This window comes from Bacillota bacterium, from assembly GCA_012839765.1.
GTDB lineage: Bacteria > Bacillota > Limnochordia > DUMW01 > DUMW01 > DUMW01.
Genome location: DUMW01000082.1, coordinates 36,451 through 61,534 on the forward strand (window position 1 = coordinate 36,451; position 25,084 = coordinate 61,534).

Sequence of the window (25,084 nt, forward strand, 5' to 3'; positions counted from 1 at the left end):
CCCAAAGGATCCCGTTACCGGGCAGCGGGGCTATGAAGCCGGTATTATGCAGTTGGGTTTCGGAATCAGCGCCCATTGCAAACATCCCGAGGCCGCTTGGGAGTTTGTTAAGTTCGCCACTGGGCCCGACGGGTGGGCTAAGGCTGGCTACGAGACCGGCAACCTGTTCTTCCTACCGGCACGGCAGAGTTTGATCATGGACTATTTCGTGCACAGTGCGCAGATGCTTCCCGCACCGGTGGATCCCCTGGCGGAGGCTCGGGCCGGCGAGTATCTTCAGGCCAACGTGCTGGCATCGCCAAACCCCAATTTGATGGTCTCATGGGCGGAGATCGAAAAGGTTCTTGCCTCCGAGTGGACCCGGGTAGTGCAAGGGATCCAAGGGGTGGAGGTGTTTGTGGAGCGGGTTACACCCCTCGTGAATCAGATCCTCCAGCAATAGTATGCTACAGTTGGACCTTCGATGTCGATCGGGTCACCGGAGTGCCAGGGCTGGGGAGTTGGGAGGGTAACTTGATCATGCTTAAACAGAAAAGACTGGAATGTGACGTATTGGTGGTGGGCAGCGGCACCGCCGGAGCTCGCGCCGCGATCGCCGCGGCCCAGGAGGGTATGCGGGTGATCGCCGTGGACCAACTGACTTACCCTGGGGGTTTGACCAGGCAGGTGGCCCCCTACTATTATGGGGTGGACACTTCTCCTGAGATCCACAGGATCGATGATATGAACAAGGATTACGGTGTGGGTCTGGGTGCCGGCTGGCACCCAGAGGCCAGCCGTTGCGCTCTGTGGGAGGAGTTCAGGGAGTATGGTATCACCTTCGTTTGTGGCCAACCCTTTGAAGTACTCAAGGAGCGGGAAGAAGACGTGGTCCGAGGGGTCCTCGTCCAGACCGAAAGGGAAACGGTGACTATTTTTTGCCGGGTCCTGGTGGACGGCACAGGCGATGCTGATGTAGCAGTACTTGCGGGGGCGCCCTACCGGGTGGGTCGGGAATGGGACCAGCTGCCCCATGCCCATGCGGCTCAGGCCCGCTGTTTCCAGTCCGGCCGGGTGACCTACATGAGTAACGAAGACTGGTGCGATATTCGAGACTTGCAAGACATTAGCAGGGCTTGGATTGAAGGAAGAAAACGGCTCTGGGATCGACTCCAGCCAGATCCCAATACCCAGCTTGTATCCTTCGCCGCACAGTTGGGCTGGCGGGGGAACAGGTATATAGAAGGGGAGTACACCCTGACCCTGGAAGATCTGGTGAAGGAGCGGACCTTCCCCGATGCCATTACCGTGGGCTATTCCAACTACGATACCCATGCCATGGATTATGCGAACCTGAGTGACTTTGCTCAAATCTGGTGTTGTGTGTTGGGGCTGTGGGCTTTGCCCGTCGGTTGCCAGATCCCCTATCGGTGTCTGGTGCCTAGGGAAATCGATGGGGTGTTGGTGGCCTCCCGGGCTATCTCCCTCGCCTCCGACGCCGCGATGGCCCTCCGGATGATCAGAGATTTGCGGGTCATTGGTGAAGTGGCGGGAGTGGCCGCTAGCATTGCGGTAAAGACTGGTCTTCCCCCACGGTACATTGACATCCAACAACTACAAGGCATACTAGCCCGCCGAGGTATAACCTACGACAAAAGGCCCATTGAGCTGATGACCGGCCGAGGGATGAAAAGATGGCCGGTGAAGGGGGTCAGCAGCGGGAAGGAAGGCGAGGTGTTGTTGGATTCCCTCGGCATCGATCGGGAGCCGGAATCCATGTTCTGGTGGCAGAATGCTCCCGACGATTTATCTTGGTTAGGAACCCGTGCCGAGGGCAAGTCCTTGCTTTATGTCTATCGCACCGGAGACCGGTGTAAGGAGGAGTTGCAAAGGATCCTCCGTACTGCCACGGGCTTGAGAAAGCGGGGTGCTGCCTTTGCTCTGGGCCTCTTAGGGGATCAGGCGGCCGTTGAGGAGTTAATTGCCTGTGTACAGCGGCGGGATGACGATGTGTTATCCGGCCGGCGTACCCATCCCCGCTGGATCGGAGCCATGGTGTTGTTGCGTTTGCTGAAGGCGCCGCAGGCCTTTGGGGCCATGCTGGACGTTCTGGCCCATGGCGCCAAATCCTCCGCAGATAGAGATCTGCTGAAACCCTTGCCCTTCAGCCGGGCCGGCGCGACCTTCCACGAAGCGCCGTGGATGTCCATTGCCACTTTGGACACCAATGCAAGACTCTTTGCCCTGCGCTATTTCGACGATTGTCTGAAGCTGTTCACCACCGAGGAAAAGCGTCAGCTGCAGGAGGAACTGAAAAGGCTCCTTTCCCGTAAGCTGGGCGATGACATTAGGATGTTTGACGGACAGCGAAACAGCCTCCGCTGGTCTTTGGAGACCACCGCCGCCGGATTGCTGCTGAGGCTGGGTGAGCCCTATGCAAGGTTGGGGCAGGAAGTTCTCCAAATGTACATGCAGGATAGGCGGCGATTTGCCCGCAATGCGGCCTATGCACGGTGGAAGGAGGCGGTCCAATGATACACCAATATGATGTGGTGGTAGTCGGCGGAGGCTTGGCCGGATCCCTGATCGCCTTAAGGTGTGCCCAGAGGGAGTTACGGACCCTGTTGACCGATCCGCGGGGGTGCCTAGGATGGGAGGTCACCCGGGCCGGTCGGTTATTTGCCCACGCTGCCGCGGACACCGTTCCCGTTTTAGAGGAAATGTCCGCCTTTGGTGCCTATAAGAACGGCATCTTCTATCCTCCGGGTTTGGAAGTGTTTTTTGAACAGCGCCTCCTTGCCGCAGGTGGGGAGATCCTCTACCATCTTTGGCCCTTGGCTTGCTATGGTGATGACAGGGGTGCTGAGGTGGTCTTTGCCAGTAAACACGGGAAGGTGCGGTTTTCGGCCCGGACGGTGGTGGATTGTACGCGGCAGGGCATTCTAGTCCAGCAGATTGCCTCCAGAGGAGAGACGAGCCCGGCGGTGCGCGAAGTACGCCATGGGCTTCTTTTGGGCGGAGTCCAACTACAGGAAACACTCCTTTTATCCGGCGGTGATCTGTTTTCTCCCATTGCGGGGCTCTGCCTCCGGCCCACCGGACAGCCGGGGATTGTCCATGGGGATCTATCCTTGGGGGTGGAGGAAGGGGAACAGGTAGAAGCGGCGGTCTGCCACAGTCTGATTCCCCTTCGTCAGCACTTGCGCAAAGATCCACGCTTCCAAGACGTGGTGGTTGTCCATGTCTATGAGGAGTCCTGGGTGGTGCACGACAGCTGGTTGACGCCTGAGGAGGCGCAACGGTTAGCCAAGGAGTTCTCCTGCGTCAGCGCCGGAACTTACCTGACGAGTTTCCAAAATCTGGTGGATGAGGGTGTAGTTGCCGCCCTGTTGCAACTCGGTGAACAGGTGGGCGCAGAGATTACGACGATGAACGGGGCTTAGCAGATTAGAAAAGATTGTATAGGGTTTTGGGCTCTCCGATGTGGGGAGCCCAAAAGAGTTAGAGAAGATCTGCCCCATCCTTTGGAATGCTGTTCCGAGCATGTCCCGGACAACAGCCTGGGGTCGGTAGAGTCTCTTGTTAGCAGAAAACGAGGCCTATTGTGGCCTAGTGGGATGGCTGTTCGACTGGCTTGCCAAGACCTACACCTTGGTTACATGGTGTTGTGGAACAAAAGATATGCGCGTGGTGTTCCGGTGGTGCAGAGACTTGCTGTTTTACACCAAGATTCCGGAGCCTTCCATCGACGATGGGGTTATCTGTGAAGGATAGAGCTTGGTTTTCCAGCCGGCTTTCAGGACCTTGGTCTGCAGAGCCGGCTGTCCTCGTTGGAGGGAATGATCATGGCGGTGTACTGGAAGAAGATTCTTGGGGTGTGGCTAAGTTTTTTATGCTATGTTGTCATCTTCGGCGGCGGCACTTGGGCCGCCCAGGACCCTTGGGTCATTCCTATCCGGGCTGTAGACGATAGGCCGATGACACTGACGACCCGGGTGGTCTTTACACGGGAATTCAGTAATGCCGAAAGTGGGACCCGGTGGGAGACAGGGTTCGGCGATGAGAAGCTGACAAGCCCGTCTGTTCGTTTGTCCTGGCAACCCCTAGGCTTTGCCGGAGTCTGGAGTCTGCAGCTTGCGACCTTGAATCAACAGGGAAGACTATCCTATGTTATTCCTAAGCCAGACCATACCTATGAGGCAAGGATAAGCTATGACCCGGTTTACGGTATCCTGATGGTGGCGGTTATTGACCTCACCGCGGATGCTGTGATCCACCAGGACGCCCTGGCTGTGGTTACTGGGGAACTTGTACTGATTCAGGGTTACGCCCACTGCACCATCCCCGGTGCGTATGTGGAAAGTCTGCAGGAGAACAGAGCCTTTTTACCCGTGGCTCTAGCTTGGGAGGTGGACGGGCACAGGTCCCAAGCGGAACCCCTGGTGTTGTGTCGAGACGAGGAAGTCCGGATCAGACTGCTGCCGGGGATCGAACGAACCTTGCCCGGGACCTTCCTGATCTTGGGCGAGGACGGGACAAAGAACCGATACCTACTCGGTGAGCAGATCGTGCTGGCCGGGGACAGGGAGTATTCGCTAGATCCTCTGATGATGGCGAAGTTGCCTCCAGGTCTTGGCCGTCTTCTGCTGGTTCATCGGTTAGGAGGGAATGAATGGGTTGTGGCGACTCAAGGAATCCAGGTGGGCAAGGTCACTGTCGAGGTTGCCCGTGTGGAGTTCGATGCACACACCGGTACGTTGCGAGGATGGGTGGAAATCATCGCGGATGGCCCGCTGATGGGGGTGCAAGTTGTGGGCCGGGGTAGAGCCTACAGCCGCTCCCTGCGGAACGATCAGTCTTATTTGCGGGAGCTGGAATTGTTTTGTACCACTTTGGATTTGAAGGCTGGCTCACAACAACTGGAGTTTGCGGTGCCCCTGGATGCCGATCCTTTGGAAGTGTGGGATCTGCAGGTGGAGACGGAAATCCTTACGAAGGAAGAGGTTGCAAAGGAAGCCCCCCTTTGGTCTGGAAAGGTTTTGGTAGGTGTTCCCAGGACGCTCCAGGAAGAGGCGGCTGTGGAATGGGCCCAGTATCGTATGGATTTCCTCGCCGAATACATCCACAAACCAGCCAACGATACGGTGGCCGCCCAGGCGATGGAAACTATGGTGCTGGAGGGATTCTATCGGGGGGCTTGGGAGGATATCGATTACCTAGACAAACGGCGAGGTGGGGCGGCCAAATGGGCTCCTTTGAACCACCTGGAAAGGCTCTTGGAGATGGCCAGGGCTTACGCCGATGTCCACAGCCGCTACTACAAAGACCCCCAGATGTGGGAGCTTGTCATGCTCGGTCTGGAGTTTTGGTACCGAAACCGAGCAGCCCTTGTCAATCCGGGCTGGGTGCACAATGAGATCACCGTTCCCGATCTCATCTTGGATATTCTCATCCTGCTGGACCGGGAGTCGCCTGTACACTTGGTGGACTTTGTGAAATCTCGGCTGGATTTGCAGCGGGATTTCAAAGACGTCGGTCAGAATTTGCCCTGGCGGCTACTTACCCACATTAAACTGGCGGTTTTGCTCAATGAGCCCGCCAATCTGCGGGTGATCTATCGGCGGCTTGGGGATGAAATCCGCTTGGCTCCGGACCTGAAACGGGAAGAATGGCGTCACAGTCGTTGGCAGGGTTATGTGGGCTTGGATTTTACCTATACATACGTGGAAGGGATTCAGGTGGACTACAGTTTCCATCAGCATGGTCCCATGCTTCATTCCGGTTCCTACGGGATGGGGTTTTTGACCTACAGTGCCCGCCTGGCCTATGTGGCCCGGAATACACAGCTGTTTCCCTCCGAAAGCCTGGCCAACCTGGTGGATATGGTGCTGGAAGGGCAGCAGTGGATGGTTTGGCACCAGCAGTTCGACTATAGTGTTCTCGGGCGGGCCATAGCCGGCAGAGGCTCTGGCAATGCCGGGGCCTTGCTGCGGGCGGTGCAATGGTTGCGACAGATCCCAGGAGTGCCTAGGGAAGCAGATCTGCTCCTCCTAGAAAAACGGCTCCGGGGTGAAGAGCAACCATTGTTGGGCAACCGGTATTTCTGGACCTCTGACTACATGGTTCATCGGCGTCCGGGCTTTATGGCTACCATCAGGATGGCTTCCCAAGAAGCGGTGGCTACGGAGATCGTCAGTTGGATGAATATGAAGGGCCATCTGGTTGCCGATGGCTGCATGTATTTATACCAGGATGGTATGGAATACGCTGATGTCTTTGTGACTTGGGATTGGTTGCGCATTCCCGGCACCACCACGGAGCAAAAGGCCTTACCGGTGGTGGAGCGGCAACATGAATCCATCCGTGGGGCCGGGGTGTTGGTGGGTGGGGTTTCCGATGGGTACTATGGGTGTGCTGGCATGTACCTGAATCGGGACTCCCTTAGTGCTAGGAAGAGCTGGTTCCTCTTTGATCAGGAGATCGTGGCCCTGGGAACGGATATCCGCTGCCCGACGAACAACTACGTGGTGACCACCATCAACCAAAATCTGCTGCGGGATCAGGTCTACGTTTGGGACTCTGGTATGTCGATAATATCCGAGGGAGAACACAGCAGTGACCAGTGGTCCAGGATCTACCACGACGAAACGGGTTATATCCTTCTGGAACCGGCGACTTTGGAGGTGTGGAACGGGTTGCGCAAGGGCCGTTGGTCCGATGTGGACCAAAACGGTCCCACGGCGGAAGTGGCCCAAAGGGTCTTCGGTCTGGCAATCTCCCATGGACAAAGGCCCGAAGACGGGGGTTACCAGTATGTTGTGGTGCCAGCCATTGACCTGGTGGACTTCCAGGCGTACACGGCAGAGCAGCTGACCGTGTTGCGCAATACGGGCACCGTACAAGCCGTGTGGCACAAGGGTTTGCACATGCTCCAGTGCATCTTTTGGAACCCGGGGGGACTGCGGATCTCCGACGGCTTAGTCTTGTGGGTGGATCAGCCGTGTCTTTTGATACTGCAGTACTCCTCCCAGTCTGTTCGGGTTACGGTGGCCAATTTCCGAGACGGGGCCTGTCCGGTGAAGGTGCAACTGAACCGGCCGCTAGACGCGGAGGATGTGGTGTGGGATGCGAAAACGGGAGTCTCGACCATCACCTTCCGGTTGCCCACCGGTGAATATACCGGCCAAAGTGTCACGAAACACTGCGATCTTCGATAGGAAAGCAAAATCCGGAAAAACTCCTTTCCCTTTGCCTTCCGCAGGGATGGCCTTTGGGTTGTTCGGGTTGGGTGCTGCTATCTTCGCAGTGGTGCTACCTTGCTTCCACCGGTGAGGACTGGTAGAATAGGATTTAGGAATTGGTTCTTGGATGGAGACCGAAGAGATAGGAGTGGCTATGGTGAAGAACAGACTGTTCATTGGGGTTTTAGCCGCAGTGATCCTGCTGGCCTGCATCACTCCCTTGGGGGCGCGGCTGGAGAGTTTGGAGCAATACTTGGAGACGGTCATCAATACCTATACTCTTTGGTTGATCCATCTGGGGATCGATAATCTGGAGCTTGTCTCCACCCAACTGGAACAGGCGGTGACCAGTTATCCCGAGGGGGTTAAGCAGAATCTACTCCTGGGGGTTACTTATCTGGGTCAGGGTAAGACCCAGGAGGCCATTGCCGCCTACGAGAAAGTACTGGCCATGGGACCGGAGTACCAGTGGGTGAAGGCTCTCATCGGTGAGATCTATCTGAAGCAGGGTCAGTACGACCTGGCGGAGGCCCTGTTCCGGGAAGTGGTGGATGCGGATATTGAGTCCGCTTTGGCCTTGAAGGGATTAGGGCTTTGTGCGGAGCGGCGCGGGGAAGATGTGCTGGCTATGGAGTACTATGAACGGAGCTTGGAAATCGCCCCCAATGCGCCGGAGGTCTATCTGCATTTGGCCCTGTTGAAGATCAAGGCCGGGGAGAAGGAGGAGGCCTTAACGATTCTGGAGACGGGCCGGTTGTTCAACCTCGATGATCCGGAGATTCACTATTATCTCGGCACGCTCTATGAGGAAAAGGGCGATTACGAGGCCGCAGCCCATGAGTATTACCGGGCTTTGCAGTTAGATGGACAATACGAGAAGGCCGCGGAGCGCCTGGAGAACTTGCCTCAATAGGGTACTAGCAACGGTGGCCCGTCAGTTTGATGGAACTGACGGGTCTTTTATTTGCCCCAGGTGAATATGGATAAGTTTGAGACTAGTTTTATCCTGTCCTGGGGAGTTGGCTTTATGACAGACAAATGGTATCTGGGTTCCATTGGTGAGGTACTTCAAAGGTTGGGCACCGATCCTAAGGGGGGGTTGAGCCAGCGGACGGCTGCCGAGCGGTTGGCCACCGAGGGACCCAATCGGTTAAGGCAGTTGCGCAAGAAGTCGGTTTTGGGTCTCTTCCTCGCCCAATTCCAAGACTTCATGGTTATGGTCCTGCTTTTTGCCACCCTTATTTCCGTCCTGTTAGATGAGCTCACCGATGCGGTGGCTATTTTAGCCATCATCTTTCTCAACGGTTTATTGGGCTTTTTGCAGGAGTACCGGGCGGAGCGCTCTCTGGAGGCCCTCCGACGACTGACAGCCCCCCAAGCCCGGGTGATCCGGGACGGGATCCTGCAACAGATCCCCGCGGAGCTGTTGGTGCCTGGTGACATTGTGCAACTGGCCAGTGGAGACCGGGTACCCGCCGATTGCCGCCTGCTAGAAAGTTTCTCCCTTTATGCCGATGAATCGGCCCTGACCGGCGAGTCATTACCCATTGCCAAGGACCATCGCTGGACAGCTACTGGGGAGACGCCCCTGGGTGATCGCAAGAACTGTCTGTACATGGGTACGGTGATCACCGCGGGGCGGGGTCTAGCAGTGGTGACGGAGACGGGGATGTCCAGCGAGGTGGGACGCATTGCGGCCATGTTACAGGATACGGGCCGTTTGAGTACACCCCTGGAGGCCCGGTTGGAACAACTGGGGCGGTGGTTGGTGGCCGCTTGTGTGGTGCTGGTGGTGGGCGTTTTTGCTACGGGAGTTTGGCGGGGCGTGCCGGTGTTAGAGATGTTTATGATCGCGGTGAGTCTGGCGGTGGCGGCAATTCCCGAAGGGCTGCCTGCGGTGGTGACCATCGCCCTAGCCTTGGGGGTGCAGCGGATGAGTCGCCGGGCGGCAATTATCCGCCGGTTGCCCGCGGTGGAGACTTTGGGGTGTACGGATATCATCTGCTCCGACAAAACAGGGACCCTGACGGAAAACAAGATGAAGGTACAACGTGTTTGGTTGGCCGGCAGGGTGTACCAGGGGGAAGCCTTGGAAAGGCTCTCCCCACCCCAGGAGGGCACGGCCCTCTTTTGGGCTTTGAAGGTCTGTGGCCTGTGCAACAGCGTCAACCTACAAGGTGGGATGGGTAGCGGTTTTCCAGGACTACAGGGTGATCCCACGGAGATCGCCTTGGTGCAGTTTGCCTACCGGGTGCAGCGGGACTTGGAAAAAAAGCGGTTGGAGACGCGGTTGGTGGGCGAACTGCCCTTTACTTCCGAGCGGAAGCGGATGACCGTTCTATATGATCTCGGAGAGGCCCGGGTGGGGTTAACCAAGGGGGCTTGGGAGGTCATCTTGGCCCGGAGCCAGTTCCTTCACGGAGAGAATGAGCGCGTTCTGTTGACCGCCAGCCAACGGAAGCAGATCGCCGAAGCCGCGGAGGATATGGCCCAGGATGCGTTGCGGGTGATGGCCCTAGCCTACAAGCGTAGCGATACCTTGATCGGTGTGGAAGAGGGCCTTACCTTTGTGGCTTTGGTGGGCCTTTACGACCCGCCCCGCCGGGAGGTGAAGCAGGCCCTCCGCAAGGCTAGCCAGGCCGGTATCCGCACCATCATGGTGACCGGAGATCACAAGACCACCGCCCGAGCCATCGGTCTGGAATTGGGCCTTTTGGAGGCCCCAGGTGAGGTCCTCACCGGCCACGATTTGGATACCCTCAGTGACCGGGAACTGGCCTTGCATCTGCGGCGGGTGAACGTCTTTAGCCGTGTGTCCCCCGAACATAAGCTCCGGATCGTCCGTTGTCTGAAGAGTATGGGCCATGTGGTGGCCATGACCGGCGATGGGGTGAACGACGCGCCGGCGGTGGCGGAGGCCGATGTGGGGGTGGCCATGGGCCAAACCGGCACCGATGTTACTAAGGAGGCATCGGCGATGGTCCTCTCCGATGACAATTACGCCACGATCATCCACGCCATCGAAGAGGGGCGGGGGGTGTATGAGAATATCCGGAAATTTGTCCGTTACTTACTCACCTGTAATGTGGGTGAGGTTTTGACCATGTTTCTGGCCACTTTGCTTAGTCTTCCCTTGCCATTGGTGGCGGTGCAGATCCTGTGGATGAACCTGGTCACCGACGGGTTACCCGCGGTGGCTTTGGGGATGGATCCCCCGGACAAAGACATCATGAAGCGCAGGCCCAGGAAACTCAACGAGCACATTCTCTCTGGCGGCATGGTGCGGAAAATCCTGGGCCGAGGTATGCTCTTGGCCTTCTCTACCCTGGGGATCTTCGCCCTTGGTCTGTGGCTATACCCTGGGGATGTGGCCCGGGCTCGTAGCCTAGCCTTTTCCACTATTGTGTTGGCCCAGCTGTTCCATGCCTTTGAGTGCAGCACCTATGGGGCCGGTCCTCGGGGGATCGTGGCCAATCCCCTGTTGGTCTTGGCGGTGGGAGCGAGTATCCTGATGCAGGGGGCGGTGATTTACGTTCCCTGGCTACAGGGGCTCTTTAGCACCGTGCGCCTAGCTTTGGGGGATTGGGTGCTGATCCTGGTTTTTGCCGGGTGGCCCTTGGCCATCAACTGGACGGTGCGCTTGGTGCGCCGGCTTGTGATGCCCCGTGTCAGTTGGCTTCGCACCTAAAACCAGGTTTACATTTTAGATCCTTTATAGTAGAATATTGATGAAATCGAGGGGGGTTATCTTGGCCATTCTTAGTATGACAGGCTACGGCAGCGCTGACACCGCCGAGGCCAAGGTGCAGGTGCGCATGGTCAATCACCGGTACCTGGACATCATGATCCGGATGCCCAGTTACCTGCGGGTTCTGGAGGAAAGGGTCCGGGAGACTGTGCAGCAGTCGGTACAGCGCGGTCGGGTCGAGGTTGAGATTGAAATCAAGGGGACGACCCAGATTGCTCGGAACGTGGCGGTGGATCTGGCCTTGTGCCGCGGCTATGCCGCAGCCATCGAACAGATCCGCAAAGAGATTCCCACATCTGGTGTTGTAGACATCAATACATTCTTGAGTTTGCCCGAGATCTTTCAGTTTGCGGAGGACTTCTCCCCGGAGCAGGCTTGGGCAGTTATCCAGCCGCCCTTAAAGGCCGCGTTGGATCAGGGTGTGGCCATGCGCTGCCGTGAGGGTGAGCGCCTATTTGCTGACCTGCTAGCTCATTTGGGCCGGATTCAGAAAATATTAGAAAGCATCTCCGCGGCGGCCCAGAACCTGACTGAACAATACCGCAATAAGTTGGAAACAAGGGTCCAGGAGCTTTTGGGGCCTAAGTTGCCCGACGACCTGATGCAGCGGTTGGCTGCGGAGGTGGTCTTTTTGGCCGAGCGGGCGGATATTACTGAGGAGATTACCCGCATTGCAAGCCATTTGGCTCAGTTCCAACATAGTATGGAAGAGGAGACCGCCCAGGGGACGAAGCTGGACTTTCTGGCCCAGGAGTTGCTCAGGGAATTCAATACCATTGGTGCAAAGTCCACCGACGCCCACATCACCGGTTTGGTGGTGGAAGCCAAGACGGTGGTGAACAAAGTCCGGGAACAGGTGCAGAATATCGAGTAAAGGTTGCTCCAGGTACTAAGGGGAGGGTTATCCCATGAGTGTTCCACGCTTGACGCCAGAAGAAAAACGACGGGCTTTGGAAAAGGCGCGTTGGGTACGGAGCGAACGGGCAAAGTTGAAGTCGCAGCTGAAGCAGGGGACAGTGAGTTTAGCGGAAGTGTTAGAGAAAGATGATGATGCCGTGATCGCGGGTATGCCCGTACGGCAGCTGTTAGAATCCTTACCCCGGATTGGCAAGGTCACCTGTGAGAGACTGATGGATGAAATCGGGATTGACCGAGCCAGACGCGTCCGGGGTTTAGGTGTACGCCAACGCAGTGAATTACTTAAGAAATTGGGATAGTCACCAAACGCAGGAGGTTTGTAAGTCTTGGCTTTGGAATTAGTGAACATAGGCTTTGGAAATATCGTAAGTGCCAATCGCATCGTGGCGATTGTCTCTCCGGAATCAGCCCCCATCAAACGGTTAATCCAGGATGCCCGGGAACGGGCCATGCTTATCGATGCCACCTATGGACGGCGTACCCGAGCGGTGATCATCACCGACAGTGATCATGTGATCCTGTCCGCGGTGCAACCGGAGACAGTAGCCCACCGTGTGGGTGGTAAAGAGTTGTCCATGATCGAGGAGAAGGACGGTCAACTGAAGTGAAGACCGGTACTCTCTTGGTAGTCTCCGGGCCTTCGGGGGTGGGAAAGAACACCGTCCTGCGGGAGTTTTGTCTTAGGCACCCGGAGGTACGCTACTCCATTTCTGCTACTACCCGTTCTCCCCGGGCCCAGGAAGTCCATGGCAAGGATTATTACTTCCTCACCCGGCAAGAATTCACCAAGGGGATCGCGGAAGGACGGTTCCTGGAGTGGGCGGAGTTTTGCGGGAACCTCTACGGAACCCCGAGGGATTTTGTGGAGGAACACCTGGCCGCCGGGGTTGATCTTGTCATGGATATCGAGATTCAAGGGGCCTTGCAGGTGAAAGAACGGATGCCCGCCGCGGTGTTGGTGTTCTTGCTGCCGCCTAGTCTTGAGGAGCTAGAAAGACGGATCCAAGGCCGGGGTACCGAAGATGCAAAGAGCATCTCGTCTCGCTTGCAAGTAGCCATCGGAGAACTGCAGATGGTGGAGCGTTATGACTACGCAGTGGTCAATGATGATGTGGCGGCTGCCGCGGAGAAGCTTTGGAGTATTCTCACAGCCGCGAAGGCAAGAATAAGGGGGAACTATCGCCAAGTATTGGCGCAGTTTTGGGAGCAGGTTCCCTTTTAGTGGTGAGCACAGACGTGGTTTTGACGGGGCTGGCTTTGACCAGCGCAGAATGCAAACACAGGGAGGGAAGTGCCTAGGTCTGATGAATTCAGGCCGAGGGCAGGAAGCGGATGAATCAACCACCAATTGATCAGCTGTTGAGCAGAGTGGATAGTCGCTATACCGCGGTGGTGGCTGCTGCCAAGCGGGCCCGGCAGTTGTCCGAGGGGGCAGAGCCAATCGAGACGATAGAAAGCAACAAACCGGTCACCATTGCCCTGTATGAACTGGGATCTGGTGCCATCCGGTACGAACGGATTCGGAAGAACTAAGGGACAAGGATTTGATTCTTTTTGCAATCTAGAGGTGAGACCATGCCCGGGTATGCGCAAGTCATCGTTGATGTGCGGGTGCGCCGGGTGGACCGTTGTTTTTCCTATCGCATCCCTGAGCAGTACCGACATCAGCTGCGGCCGGGGCATCAAGTGTTGGTTCCCTTCAACAACCGGCTGGTGATTGGTTATGTGGTCGCCTTGACCGAAGAGGCCGAAGTCCCCAACGTTAAAGCCATTCACCGCATCTGCGGCAAGGACCCGGTGCTTAAACCGGAGATGCTGGCCCTGGCCCGGTGGATGGCGGAATACTACGGGTGCCTGTTTGTGGATGCCCTGCAATGCTTCATCCCGCCGGGAATGCGGCGGCTCGATCAGCCCTCGACTCCTCGTTATGTGAAGGCCTACCAACTAAACATACCCGCGGACAAGCTCCAGAAAGTGATCACCCTGCTGAAGGGGGCGCGTCAGCGGGAAGTCCTGGACCATTTTGCCAAGACATGCCTTTCGTCTTCCTGTGGAGGGACTTGTCCCTGTGAAAAGGTAACCCTAGTGGCCCTGACCCGCCAGGGTCTATCCTATAGTGCCCTCCGGGCCCTGGAGGAAAAGGGCTACCTGCGCTCCGGAGACTTGAGGGTGGACCGGGATCCCTTGACCGAGGTTCATGGACATGGGAGCAGTGTTCCCCTTCCCCTTACCCAGGATCAGGAAGAGGTCTTTTTGGAGCTTAAAAGACAATTGGAAAGCAACCAAGGAGGAGTCTCCTTGCTCCACGGGGTTACCGGCAGCGGCAAGACGGAAGTATACTTGCAGCTCATCGCCGCGACCCGGGCCTTGGGGAAGTCCGCAATTTTGCTGGTGCCGGAGATTGCCATGACCCCTCAGATGCTGGGGCTGTTCAAGAGCCGTTTTTCCGATGATGTGGCGGTGATGCACAGTCGACTGTCCGATGGGGAACGGTTCGATACATGGCACCGCATCGCCTCGGGGGAGGCACCCATAGTGGTGGGGGCTCGCTCCGCGATCTTCGCCCCCGTGGAAAACTTGGGTCTTATCATTTTGGATGAAGAACACGAGACCACGTACAAGCAAGCAGAGGGCCAACCTCCCTACCATACTCGGGAGGTGGCCATCAAGCGGGGCCAGTTGAATGATGCCTTGGTGCTTTTGGGCAGTGCCACCCCCTCCCTAGAATCCTATTATTTGGCCAGTGGGGGGGAATACCGATTGCTGACCTTGCCCAGGAGGATCCACAACCGTCCCCTGCCGGAAGTGGAGATCGTGGACATGCGTAGGGAGCTGAAGGCGAAGAACCGTTCCATGTTTAGCCGTCGCCTCCAGCAGGAGCTTGCTCTGGCTCTCCAACAGAAGGAACAGGTGATCCTGTTTTTAAACCGGCGGGGCACCCTCGGCTTTGTACTCTGTCGGGAATGTGGACATGTCCTTTATTGCCAACAGTGCGCGGTGGCTTTGACCTACCATGAAGATGTGGACCGGTTATGTTGCCATTACTGTGGCCTGGAGCAAGGGTTGCCCCCCGCCTGCCCCCAGTGCGGTAGTAACAGCTTCCGGGGCTTTGGGGCCGGTACCCAAAGGGTGGAACGACAGCTGGCTGCTTTATTTCCCCAGGCCCGGATCGGCCGTCTGGACGGAGATACCACCAAACGCAAAGGCTCCTTTACGAAGATCCTAGGAGATTTCCGCAACCACCAATTGGATGTCCTCATCGGTACTCAGATGGTAGCCAAGGGCCTAGATTTTCCCCGGGTCACCCTGGTGGGGGTCATGGCCGCGGATCTCACCTTGAATATTCCCGATTACCGGGCGGCGGAGCGGACCTTTCAACTCCTCACCCAAGTGGCGGGACGGGCCGGGCGCGGTGATCGGCCGGGCCGGGTGATCGTCCAGACCTATAACCCCGAGCACTATAGTATCCAAGCAGCCCAACACCACGATTATGAAAGCTTTTACCACAGGGAGATCGCCTTCAGACGCAAGGTGTCCTATCCGCCCATTGTAAATCTGGTGCGGATGGTCTTTTCCGGGGAGGAGGAGGAGCGGGTGGTGGAGGGAGCCAAGCAGCACTTTGGCACTATCCAGCGCAGTCTTGGTGATCCTGAGGTCGCGGTACTAGGTCCCGTACCCTGTCCTTTGAGCCGGTTGCAGGGAAGGTATCGCTGGCAGATTATCCTGAAAGGGCGCGACCTTGCCACTTTGCGAAAGGCGGCGAATATTGATAGAATAAAAGAGGTGGCACCGGATGTGGCTGTTTTTGTGGATATCAATCCGGTGTCCATGTATTGAGATAAAAGGGGGCGTGGGCAGCATTGCCCAATTAAGATGGCACGAAGAGAGATTATCAAGGAGGGCGATCCAGTCCTTCGACAGGTTGCCCAACCGGTGGAACGGGTAACCAAGAAGTTAACGGCTTTGATCAACGACATGGCGGAGACCATGTATGCCGCAGACGGGGTGGGCCTGGCGGCTCCCCAGATCGGCGAGCCCATCCGGGTGATTGTGGCCGACGCCGGTGACGGACTGATTGCACTGGTTAATCCTGTTATTACCAAGACCGATGGGGAAGACATCGAGGTGGAAGGTTGTCTGAGCATTCCCGGAGTAACGGGCTACGTGAAACGCTATGCCCAAGTACAGGTGCAAGGGTTGAACGAGAAGGGCAAGCCCGTGAAAATCCAGGCCGATGGCCTGCTAGCCAGGATTCTACAGCACGAGATCGATCATCTGGACGGGATCCTGTTCATCGACAAGGCCACGAGCGTGGCGGAAGACACGGAGTAGGAAGGAGCCTGACTGTGCGGATCGTATTCATGGGTACACCGGAGTTTGCCGTTCCCACCTTACGGGCCCTAGCGGAGCGGCACCAGGTGGTGTTGGTGGTAACCCAGCCGGATCGACCCCGGGACCGGGGGCAAAGGGTGAAGCCTTCGCCGGTGAAGGAGGTTGCCCAGGAACTTGACATTCCTGTGGCCCAGCCGGAGCGGGTGGCCACACCAGAATTCGTGGATCAGCTAAAGGCCCTGGATCCCGATGCTATCGTGGTGGTGGCCTTTGGCCAGAAGATCCCCGATGAGATTTTGCAGCTGGGTCGCTATGGATGTATCAATGTCCATGGGTCGCTGTTGCCGAAGTATCGGGGGGCGGCTCCCATCCAATGGGCCATCCTGGAAGGAGAGAAGACCACCGGAGTGACCATTATGCAGATGGATTCCGGATGGGACACGGGCGATGTGCTTTACCAGCGGGAGGTGTTCCTTGCCAAGGACGAGACCGGTGGTTCCCTCCATGACAAACTGGCCCAGTTGGGGGCGGAGGCACTGCTTGAAGCCTTGGATGCTTTGGTCCAGGGGCAAATCACTCCACAACCCCAGGATGATTCCCAGGCCACCTTGGCCCCAAAGCTGACGAAAGAGTTGGGACGAATCCAATGGGAGAAGCCGGCCGAAAACCTTGAACGCCTGGTCCGTGCTATGAACCCCTGGCCCCTGGCCTACTGTACCCACCGGGGGATGTCCCTGCGGGTATGGAGAGCGGTGGCCGAAGCGGCCGAACACGAAGCTCTGCCCGGTACTGTCCTCAGGGTGGATCCGGAACGGGGGATCGGAGTGGCCTGTGGCGAAGGGATTCTGTATTTGACCGCGGTGCAAGCCCCGGCCCGTAAGATCCTTACCGCCAGGGATTATATCAACGGTTACGGGATTACCCCGGGGGAGGTTCTGGGTGATGGATAGAGTCCGGGTACATGAGGGGAATACCCGGTTAATCGTCGGATTACTGGCTGCCGCCTTCGGGCTAATTGTGCTCTTGGCAGGATTGGTCCTTTACTTGCCCAGGCTGGGAGAACAAGTGGCAGTGGTGTTTTCTGCTCTTAAGGTGGCCTTGGGCCTTTTGTTGGTGTTGTTGTTTGTAGGAATTGTGGCTTTGGTGTGGGTGCTGAGCAGGCGTTGCCATGTGGCGATTTTGCAGCCTGCGATCCACTGGACACTGCGCATATTGTTACCGGTTTCTCTCTTCCTCGGCAAGATTCTACGGGTCCCCAAGGATCTATTGCGGGGCTCCTACATTGCGGTGCACAATCGCCTGATCCATCTGCGCAAACCGGAGAAAGTGAAGTCCGATCGCCTGTTGGTGCTGGTGCCCGCCTGTTTGCAGCGGGCCAACTGCCTCAGGAAGGTGACGGGTTCTGTAGACAATTGTCACCGCTGCGGGCAGTGTCCTTTAGGTGCTTTGCTGGCGTTACGGGATCGGTTGGGGTTCAGTTTAGTGGTTTGCGCGGGGGGTACCCAGGCACGGCGGGCCGTTGTGGAGACCAACCCCCAAGCGGTTGTGGCTGTGGCCTGCGAACGGGACCTGCTTAGCGGCATCATCGATGTGGGTACCCGGCTAAATGTCCTTGGGGTGATCAACCAGAGACCCAAAGGACCCTGTTTCGAAACCGAAGTGGATTTGGGTCAATTGGAAGAAGCTGTCCTCAGTTTAATCGCGATGTGAGAAGCCAACACTAGCGTAAAGGAGGTTAACGGTATGTATCTTCTGCAATACTACTCCACATGGATCATCCTGTTACCGGTTCTTGTCTTTGCCATGTACGCGCAGATGAAGGTGCAAAACACCTTTAGGAAATATCTCCGTCACCCGGCCTATAGCGGGAAGACCGGGGCCCAGGTGGCTCGGGAGCTTTTGGATCGAAACAACTTGTATGATGTGCAAGTGGTGCGTACGAACAGGATGTTGGGGGATCACTATGATCCTCGGGCCCGGGTAATTCGCCTTTCGCCGGAAGTCTACGATGGACGGTCCGTGGCGGCTTTGGGCGTGGCGGCCCATGAAACGGGCCATGCCCTGCAGCATGCGAGGAACTACCTGCCCTTGGCCTTGCGAAATAGCATTTTCCCCTTGGCCGCATTCGGTTCCCAGATGGCTTTGCCCTTGGTTTTCATGGGACTGTTCTTCCAAGGAGCGGGTTTAGGTTGGCTAATGGATCTGGGGATTCTCTTCTTCCTGACGGCCATCCTGTTTCAGGTGATCACCCTGCCGGTGGAGTTTAACGCTAGTCGGCGGGCCATGGGTATGTTGACCACTGGCGGATATATCGTCCAAGGAGAAGTGGGCCAGACCCGGGAGATCTTAAGTGCTGCGGCCTTAACCTATGTGGCGGCGGTGGCGGTGGCCGTAGGGGAATTGCTGCGTCTGCTCATCCTTCGCAATTCACGCCGGGACTAAGAATCAATCTGTACCATCCAAAGGACCTGGTCTTCTTCGACTGGGTCCTTTTTGCATGAATGCAATCGGCTTGGTATCTGCTGGTGTAACGGGGCAGAGATTGTCCGTAGAGATTGGATGCTGTGATAGTGCCATCCTGCGGGCCGAATGATATGGGGGATGAGTCTATGAGACTAGGGCAACACCGGCGAGGGTAGTGGGGAGATCCCCTATGGGCTATAGGTTGATCGGGTGGGGCCATTTTCCGAGGTTTTTCGCTGAGAACCATAGAAAGTCCGGACTTTCGTGGTCGTTATTGCTTCGCACTTCGTTTCACAGCTCCTTTCTGGTAACAGTCAACTATTTGGAGCGGAAAAGCAGGAATTAACGATCGGTTTACAGAATATGTACCGCAGCGCGAAAATTTGGGAGCGGAGTTGTCGACAAACCCAAGCAAGGGGCCATGGATGGGCCTGGTGCAGCAACGATGGAAGCTTCAGATACGTTGTTCAGGTGCCAACAGGGAGTTTGTGATTGCCGTCTGCGGGGTAGAGTGGGTGCAAGGATAAGCTGCCGGCCAGAGGGGAAGAACCGTAGGGCCCGGAACGGTCTAGCGGAGCGGAAGGGTTAGTGAAGAGCGTAGCAGAGTGGACCGTCTATGGGTGTTCTGGAATTCCCGTATCTTGGGGTCCAGTGGTTTACGGTTTGAATTACCCTGCCAGGCATGCGCGGGAGATCTTTGTGTCCTGCCGGTATTAGTCGACCACTGCCCTAGCAGACTACAACGATAAATGCCGCCGCCCTAGCTCCCTATACGATGATCTTGTGCAATGTACGCACGAAGAAGTAACAGGAAGGGTGGAGAACTTTATTGTTGAGAGTACTGATTGTCGATAATAACGTAGAACTGTGTCAACAGTTGGAGCAGTTCTTTTCACAGTCGCCGGATATAGAACCCTGTGGAGTTGCCCACGATGGGGAGGCAGCCCTCGAGCTGATTCAAGAATTGAGCCCCGATGTGGTGCTGTTGGACCTGACGATGCCAAAACTAGATGGGATCGGTGTCATGGAGCGCATGCACACCTTGGACCTGGAAAAGTATCCCGTTGTTATCGTACTTACGGCCTTTGCGCGGGACGAGATGGTGGAGCGCATGACGGAACTAGGGGCCAAGTACTTCATCGTGAAGCCGATCAACCTCAACATCCTGGTGGAACGGATTCGTCAGTTCGGGGCCGCAACCACCGCTGCGCCCCCGCAAGACGCCAGTGTGACCAGTCGTCGGTCGTCGGAAAACGGTTCCCTGCCCGGAGGTTCCCTGCGACGCGCGGAAGCGATGTTGATGGACTTGCTGCATCAGATCGGTCTGCCGTCCCATTTCAAGGGGCACGTGTATCTAAAGGAAGCAGTGCTGATGGTTATGGAAAACCCCACGCTCCTCGGGGGATTGACGAAGCAGGTTTACCCTGTGATCGCTGAGCGGCACCATTCGACGCCTTCGGGAGTTGAATCGGCGATCCGAAACGCTTTGGTCACCACTTGGCACAGGGGTAACCGGGAATTCCTTATTACCCTATTGGGATCACACTTAAACGGGGAAACGCCCATGCCCACCAATTCCGTCTTGATCGCCAAGCTTGCGGACCGGTTGCGGGTGGCTAGGTAGCGGATGTCCCGCTGTTTAGACCCAGTTTGGGCAGAAGAAACACTAAGAACAAAAAGACCAGGAGTACCTGGGGGATCAGATAGGATAGGCTCCAACCGTAGGCCCGCAGGGCAACGGTGGGGCCATATTCCAGAAATAGGCCGAGATCATTCAACCCAGCGGTGAGGGTGAGCTTGTCCGAGGTGAGGATCACCGATTGCTCAAAGGAAAAATGAGAAAAGCTTTGAGCCAGGGAGATCAAGAGCACCAGGAGGACCGAGACACCCCAATTGCTGGGTTGTCTATTGCCTAGACACAGGCGGAAGATGAAGATACTCAATGGTGAAACCCCAAGACATAGGGCGATCGCCCAGCGATTGTTAAATAGCCCCAGGTTGAAGAGCATGATCCGCAAGAAGGGTGTCAATATAAAGGGGAACAAGAAAAGCGGTGCCGTAAGAAAAAGGGCTGCCAATCTGCTTCCCACGGGTCTTAACACGTTCAGGGCATAGGCTGCGAGGGCTCCCAGGAACAACTGTAAGGCGATCACCACCACGGCTACGGCAAACCCGTTGGCGGTCCACTTCTGGAAGGGTACCGCGATGGAGGAAAGCCCCGTGGAGAACTGATGGGAAATCAGTAACGCCAGGGTGGGTACCAGCAAGAGTACCATTAGGGCTGTGGGCAGGTAGCGCAACCAGGAACCCTGCTTTTGGCCCGTCCAGTTTGTTCCCGCACTGGTGGTGATCACGGGCTGACGCTGGTCCATAATCCACCAGGTGAGAAGGCCTAGGATGAGCAAGGGAATGGCTAAGAAGACCGCGGCGGCAGCCGCCAGTTCCTGGGCGGCGACGCCTCCCTGTAGACCGGTATTGATGAAGCCTGCCATTGTCCGGTCCGATAACAGGTTGAATGTAACTAGGCCACCGGCGAAAAAGAAAATGAGCCCCAGGATAAAGCCCGTGGATTTGCTCTCGTACTTTAGATTGCCCCGTTCCGTGAGGCTTGCAATGATGTACCCGCACAGAATGGCCCAGGGAAGAAGCACCAACCCCTCCATGAGGATCCCTTTGAGGAGGGCTGTGGTGCTGGATCCGAAAAGTCCCAGATTAATATTCTTGTCCAACAGTAATATGTATGCCCCCTGGAAAGTACCATAAAACAGGCCGGTGGAGCCTAACAAGCAACAGGAACTCAAAGACAGTTTATATAGATTGGAATGATAGGCCCTTGCCCCTTGCTGGCCTAGCCAGAGGCCCAGGGCGGCAACAAGCAGTTTTCCCACAGCAATGGCGAGGGTAACCTTGATGGAGCTGCGAAAGGCGGCGTCAGCCAGTAAAGTTTGAAAATTGGTGAATCCTACGTATGTACTGGTAGCTTGGGAAAGGTCGATGGCGTGCAGGCTCATCCGGACCAAACCGACGAAGGGTAACCAGATGAAAAAGCCAACGGCCAGACATGCCGGCAAGAGGAGTAACCAACCGAGGATTGTGTTGACCAGCGATGAGCTTTTGTAACGCACGCGGGTACCCTCCCTGAAAGAAAGAAAGCACCGGAAAAATCGGTGCTGCCGTAGGAAAACAAAAAATGGTCGGGGTGGCGAGATTTGAACTCGCGGCCTCATCGTCCCGAACGATGCGCGCTACCAAGCTGCGCTACACCCCGGCGCTCGTTTCAAAAACATATCACAGGCATTATACTTTATGGTAGAATAGATGTCAATAGATCTAACAGGAGTTTCCAGGTTGGTATACCCTGGTAATTTCGTGAGATAATATTAACGGTGCAGAGAGGGTGCAACCTTTGAGCGACTTAACTGATCCGATATCATTAAAAGACTTGTCTCCACGGGAGTTAACCGACTTGCTGGCTAGCTGGGGATACCCGGCTTATCGGGTCCGGCAGCTGATGCGGTGGATTTATCAGGAAAGGGAGACGGATTTTGAACAGATGACGGATCTGCCTTTGGAACTGAGGCACCAACTGAAGAAGGTCGCGGATTTGAAACCGTTGCGGATCCGACAGAAGCGGAAGTCCAAAGATGGAACGCTGAAATTTCTCTTGGAAGCTACTGACGGAGCGAGGATTGAGACTGTGCTCATCCCCGCTGAGGAAGAACAGCGGGCCACAGTCTGTATCTCTACCCAGGTCGGATGCGCCATGGGCTGTGCCATTTGTGCCACGGGTAAGATGGGCTTTTCTCGAAACTTGACCTGTGGGGAGATCATCGAACAGCTCCTGATGGCGGAGCGATACGCCAAGGGACCGGTAACCAACGTGGTCTTCATGGGAATGGGCGAGCCCCTGGCCAATTACGAGACGGTGTTGGATGCAATCTATGCCATGACCGATCCGGATCGGCTAGCCATGGGGAGTCGGCGGATTACGGTTTCCACTTGTGGTTTGGTGCCCCAAATCCGACGGTTGGCCGATGAAGGATTGCAGATCGGCTTGGCCATCTCTTTGCATGCTCCTGAGGATGAATTACGAAACCGGTTGGTTCCCATTAACCGGAAGTATCCCTTGGATCAACTGGTTAAGGCTGCGGCTTACTATGCCGACAAGACAAAACGCCGGGTGACCTTCGAGTATGCCCTCATCGAGGGTGTTAATGATCAACGTCACCATGCTACGAGACTGGTGCAGCTGGTGCGGGGCCTTTTGTGCCATGTGAATTTGATTCCCGTAAATCCCGTCGATGGTTTCTGCCGTCCCTCGGATGCAGTGGTAACCGCCTTCCAAGAGGTGGTCAGGCGGTCCGGGATCCCCGTGACCGTGCGTAGGGAACGGGGGGGCGACATCCTGGCGGCTTGTGGACAGCTAGCCACGAGCATCGGTAGAACAGAAAGGTGAGAGGAATGTCCCTGATTGGTCGGGTGACGACCTTTTTCCGTAGACTGATTCATCGCCTGTTCGGCACACGATTGGCCGGGCCCTATATCCCGGTCCAGATCGGTAAGGAGTTATCCGCGGTTATGCAGCGCCAAAGGAAGGTCAGTGTGAGTCGGATCTATGTGCCGAACAGGTACGTCGTTCAGCTTCACCCGGCGGACTACGCACAGATTGCCCCCCTTCAACAGACCCTTGCCCAAGAGCTGTGTCAGCACTTGGTGGGGATCGCCCAAAGGGAAGGACTGCATTTCCTCACCTCGCCCCAGGTCAGCTTCCAACAGGGAAATCAACTTAAGCCCGGTTGTATGGAGATCCAGGCCTTCTTTGATGATGTGGGCGTCCAGACCGGTGTCACCAAAGGGCTTCCCCCCCTGGAAGATACCCTGACCGAGGAGGGAGAGGTGGAACAGGCCACCCGCATTTTTGGCGAGAGGACCAGGATGTACTTGGTCTGTTTGTCGGGGCCCGAGCAGAATATGCGCTTTTATCTTCCCGAAGAGGGGGAGTTTACCATCGGGCGAGAGCAGGACAATGATCTGGTGCTCGTTGATCCCTGTGTTTCCCGCCGGCATGCGGTGGTGGTGGTGCGGGAGGGTGAGGTGTTTTTGCGGGATCTGAGTAGCAAGAACGGTACCTACGTGGACGACTTACGGATTGAAGAGACCCAGCTTGCCGATGGGAATCGGATCCTGTGTGGAAATACACTGTTCAAGTTTGTCGCAGGAGAGTAAGATGTACCTAGTGGTTTGGTTGGGACGTTTCCTGTTTTTGTACCTGCTCTATCGCTTTTTGGGGCAGTTCCTCAAGATACTGGAAAAGGATGATTACCCCCTTGGGCTACTGTTCGTGGGTTGTGCCCACAGGCCACCTTTGGTCTCTGGCCGGCTCCTCTTCACCAGTGATGAAGCGTCTGCGGAAAAACAGAGCTTGAAGCCTGGGGATCTGATGCGGGCAGTGCCCCTGAGTATGGGCCGGGGTCCGCTAAATGATGTGGAACTGCCTGAGGAAGCGGTCGCTATGTTCCATCTGCGGCTAGAACAAGAGGATGGTCTGGTGTTGAGGAAACTGGACCAAAACAGTGTCTATGTGAATGGGAATCCGGTGGAGGAGGAGGCCGTCTTATCCCTGGGGGATGTGTTGAACATCGGAAGTTATCTTTTTGTGGTGGTGAAGGGTTTTGCGGATACGGGTAGGGGCTAAGACCGACGCGGGTTTGGTGAGGGCCAACAATGAAGACAGCTATCTACTGCACGGGCGGCTATTTGCCGTGGCCGATGGTATGGGTGGCCACAATGCGGGGGAAGTGGCAAGCTTTGTGGCCCTGAGGGGTCTTCGGCAGGGAAGCAAGGAGGCCAACTTTGCAGATGAAAAGGCCCTTGAGGAATACTTCGCTCTTCTTTTTGCGCAGATTAATCGTGATGTCTATGCCCAAGCTTTGCTGGTGCCGAACTATTACGGCATGGGGACGACCCTGACGGCCTTGGGACTGTGTGATGCGGGTTACGCCTTTGGTCATGTGGGGGACAGCCGGCTGTACTTGTTCCGGAAGGGGCAGTTGACCCAGCTCACCCAGGATCATTCCCTGGTGGCTGAATTGGTTCAGAGTGGCCGCTTGTCTGAGACTGAGGCGTTGAATCATCCCTTGAGCAACGTCCTCAGCCGGGCCATTGGGGTGGAACCCACGGTGATGGTGGAGACTGGTTCCGGTGATGTCTACGCGGGGGATCTGTTCTTGCTTTGTACCGATGGAGTCTTCACTGTCGTAGAAGAGGACTGGATCGCGGGTCTCCTCTCCCAGGATCGATCTCCCCAGGGGAAAGCGGAGCAACTGGTAAAGCGGGCCCTGGAGCAAGGCAGCACAGATAATGTGACTGCGGTGGTGGTCCAGGTCGATGGGAGTGTCTGAGG

The 25,084-nt window shown here is 56.4% G+C and carries 21 protein-coding genes and 1 tRNA gene; 20 read left to right on the forward strand and 2 right to left on the reverse strand.

Going from position 1 to position 25,084, the window contains the following annotated elements:
• Positions 1-321 precede the first annotated feature (321 nt).
• The 16 genes from GXX57_08220 to spo0A all read left to right on the forward strand — a co-directional run bounded on the left by GXX57_08220 (position 322) and on the right by spo0A (position 20,305).
• Positions 322-2,514, forward strand: a complete 2,193-nt coding sequence (locus tag GXX57_08220; GenBank protein ID HHV44631.1) for an FAD-dependent oxidoreductase — start codon at positions 322-324, stop codon at positions 2,512-2,514.
• Entirely contained in the window at positions 2,511-3,422 is a 912-nt protein-coding gene (locus GXX57_08225; GenBank protein ID HHV44632.1) for an FAD-dependent oxidoreductase, read from the forward strand. The genes GXX57_08220 and GXX57_08225 overlap by 4 nt, the downstream gene beginning before the upstream one ends.
• 402 nt (positions 3,423-3,824) lie before the next feature.
• A complete protein-coding gene (locus tag GXX57_08230; protein HHV44633.1) occupies positions 3,825-7,196 on the forward strand; it encodes a hypothetical protein in 3,372 nt (1,123 codons plus the stop codon).
• Between the two features lie 181 nt (positions 7,197-7,377).
• Positions 7,378-8,133, forward strand: coding sequence for a tetratricopeptide repeat protein (locus tag GXX57_08235; protein ID HHV44634.1), 756 nt, complete (start codon positions 7,378-7,380; stop codon positions 8,131-8,133).
• A gap of 114 nt (positions 8,134-8,247) precedes the next feature.
• The gene (locus tag GXX57_08240; protein HHV44635.1) at positions 8,248-10,908 is read left to right on the forward strand and encodes a calcium-translocating P-type ATPase, PMCA-type; all 2,661 of its coding nucleotides are present in this window, start codon (positions 8,248-8,250) and stop codon (positions 10,906-10,908) included.
• 61 nt (positions 10,909-10,969) lie between these two features.
• On the forward strand, positions 10,970-11,842 hold the full coding sequence (locus GXX57_08245) for a YicC family protein (GenBank protein ID HHV44636.1): 873 nt from the start codon (positions 10,970-10,972) through the stop codon (positions 11,840-11,842).
• A gap of 34 nt (positions 11,843-11,876) precedes the next feature.
• Positions 11,877-12,185 (forward strand): integration host factor, encoded by a 309-nt coding sequence (locus tag GXX57_08250; GenBank protein ID HHV44637.1) that lies wholly within the window; start codon positions 11,877-11,879, stop codon positions 12,183-12,185.
• Positions 12,186-12,212: 27 nt separating this feature from the next.
• Positions 12,213-12,494: a DUF370 domain-containing protein gene (locus GXX57_08255; protein HHV44638.1), complete on the forward strand. Its 282-nt coding sequence runs from the start codon at positions 12,213-12,215 to the stop codon at positions 12,492-12,494.
• Complete coding sequence (gene gmk / locus GXX57_08260) at positions 12,491-13,108, forward strand: guanylate kinase (protein ID HHV44639.1); 618 nt, start codon at positions 12,491-12,493, stop codon at positions 13,106-13,108. Before GXX57_08255 ends, gmk begins: the two co-directional genes overlap by 4 nt.
• 110 nt (positions 13,109-13,218) lie before the next feature.
• Positions 13,219-13,419, forward strand: a complete 201-nt coding sequence (locus tag GXX57_08265; protein ID HHV44640.1) for a DNA-directed RNA polymerase subunit omega — start codon at positions 13,219-13,221, stop codon at positions 13,417-13,419.
• A gap of 42 nt (positions 13,420-13,461) precedes the next feature.
• On the forward strand, positions 13,462-15,723 hold the full coding sequence (gene priA, locus GXX57_08270) for a primosomal protein N' (GenBank protein HHV44641.1): 2,262 nt from the start codon (positions 13,462-13,464) through the stop codon (positions 15,721-15,723).
• 36 nt (positions 15,724-15,759) lie between these two features.
• Positions 15,760-16,218, forward strand: coding sequence for a peptide deformylase (gene def, locus GXX57_08275; GenBank protein ID HHV44642.1), 459 nt, complete (start codon positions 15,760-15,762; stop codon positions 16,216-16,218).
• A 14-nt stretch (positions 16,219-16,232) separates the two neighbouring features.
• Positions 16,233-17,168: a methionyl-tRNA formyltransferase gene (locus tag GXX57_08280; protein HHV44643.1), complete on the forward strand. Its 936-nt coding sequence runs from the start codon at positions 16,233-16,235 to the stop codon at positions 17,166-17,168.
• The gene (locus GXX57_08285; protein ID HHV44644.1) at positions 17,158-17,928 is read left to right on the forward strand and encodes a DUF116 domain-containing protein; all 771 of its coding nucleotides are present in this window, start codon (positions 17,158-17,160) and stop codon (positions 17,926-17,928) included. Before GXX57_08280 ends, GXX57_08285 begins: the two co-directional genes overlap by 11 nt.
• Before the next feature lie 42 nt (positions 17,929-17,970).
• Positions 17,971-18,660 carry a zinc metallopeptidase gene (locus GXX57_08290; GenBank protein ID HHV44645.1) on the forward strand — a complete coding sequence of 230 codons (690 nt, stop codon included), beginning with the start codon at positions 17,971-17,973 and terminating at the stop codon, positions 18,658-18,660.
• An 850-nt stretch (positions 18,661-19,510) separates the two neighbouring features.
• Positions 19,511-20,305: a sporulation transcription factor Spo0A gene (gene spo0A, locus GXX57_08295; protein HHV44646.1), complete on the forward strand. Its 795-nt coding sequence runs from the start codon at positions 19,511-19,513 to the stop codon at positions 20,303-20,305.
• Here spo0A and GXX57_08300 read toward each other — a convergent pair.
• Both GXX57_08300 and GXX57_08305 read right to left on the reverse strand, forming a co-directional pair.
• Entirely contained in the window at positions 20,298-21,806 is a 1,509-nt protein-coding gene (locus GXX57_08300) for a hypothetical protein (GenBank protein HHV44647.1), read from the reverse strand. The two genes, spo0A and GXX57_08300, sit on opposite strands and share 8 nt — an antisense overlap.
• A gap of 66 nt (positions 21,807-21,872) precedes the next feature.
• Positions 21,873-21,949: transfer RNA gene (locus GXX57_08305), tRNA-Pro, on the reverse strand.
• 138 nt (positions 21,950-22,087) lie between these two features.
• Here GXX57_08305 and rlmN point away from each other — a divergent pair.
• From rlmN to GXX57_08325, 4 genes are read left to right on the forward strand one after another with little or no spacing between them, the layout of a single operon-like run.
• Positions 22,088-23,137 carry a 23S rRNA (adenine(2503)-C(2))-methyltransferase RlmN gene (gene rlmN, locus GXX57_08310; protein ID HHV44648.1) on the forward strand — a complete coding sequence of 350 codons (1,050 nt, stop codon included), beginning with the start codon at positions 22,088-22,090 and terminating at the stop codon, positions 23,135-23,137.
• 5 nt (positions 23,138-23,142) lie between these two features.
• Entirely contained in the window at positions 23,143-23,907 is a 765-nt protein-coding gene (locus GXX57_08315; protein ID HHV44649.1) for a DUF3662 domain-containing protein, read from the forward strand.
• Positions 23,891-24,376, forward strand: coding sequence for an FHA domain-containing protein (locus GXX57_08320; protein HHV44650.1), 486 nt, complete (start codon positions 23,891-23,893; stop codon positions 24,374-24,376). Before GXX57_08315 ends, GXX57_08320 begins: the two co-directional genes overlap by 17 nt.
• Positions 24,354-25,082, forward strand: a complete 729-nt coding sequence (locus GXX57_08325) for a Stp1/IreP family PP2C-type Ser/Thr phosphatase (protein ID HHV44651.1) — start codon at positions 24,354-24,356, stop codon at positions 25,080-25,082. The genes GXX57_08320 and GXX57_08325 overlap by 23 nt, the downstream gene beginning before the upstream one ends.
• The last annotated feature ends 2 nt before the right edge of the window (positions 25,083-25,084 follow it).

Bases quoted from the DNA above. Each gene is read 5' to 3' on its own strand.
- GXX57_08220 (HHV44631.1), top strand. From the start codon at position 322: ATGGGCGGAGATCGAAAAGGTTCTTGCCTCCGAGTGGACCCGGGTAGT.
- GXX57_08225 (HHV44632.1), top strand. From the start codon at position 2,511: ATGATACACCAATATGATGTGGTGGTAGTCGGCGGAGGCTTGGCCGGA.
- GXX57_08230 (HHV44633.1), top strand. From the start codon at position 3,825: ATGGCGGTGTACTGGAAGAAGATTCTTGGGGTGTGGCTAAGTTTTTTA.
- GXX57_08240 (HHV44635.1), top strand. From the start codon at position 8,248: ATGACAGACAAATGGTATCTGGGTTCCATTGGTGAGGTACTTCAAAGG.
- GXX57_08250 (HHV44637.1), top strand. From the start codon at position 11,877: ATGAGTGTTCCACGCTTGACGCCAGAAGAAAAACGACGGGCTTTGGAA.
- GXX57_08265 (HHV44640.1), top strand. From the start codon at position 13,219: ATGAATCAACCACCAATTGATCAGCTGTTGAGCAGAGTGGATAGTCGC.
- priA (HHV44641.1), top strand. From the start codon at position 13,462: ATGCCCGGGTATGCGCAAGTCATCGTTGATGTGCGGGTGCGCCGGGTG.
- def (HHV44642.1), top strand. From the start codon at position 15,760: ATGGCACGAAGAGAGATTATCAAGGAGGGCGATCCAGTCCTTCGACAG.
- GXX57_08315 (HHV44649.1), top strand. From the start codon at position 23,143: ATGTCCCTGATTGGTCGGGTGACGACCTTTTTCCGTAGACTGATTCAT.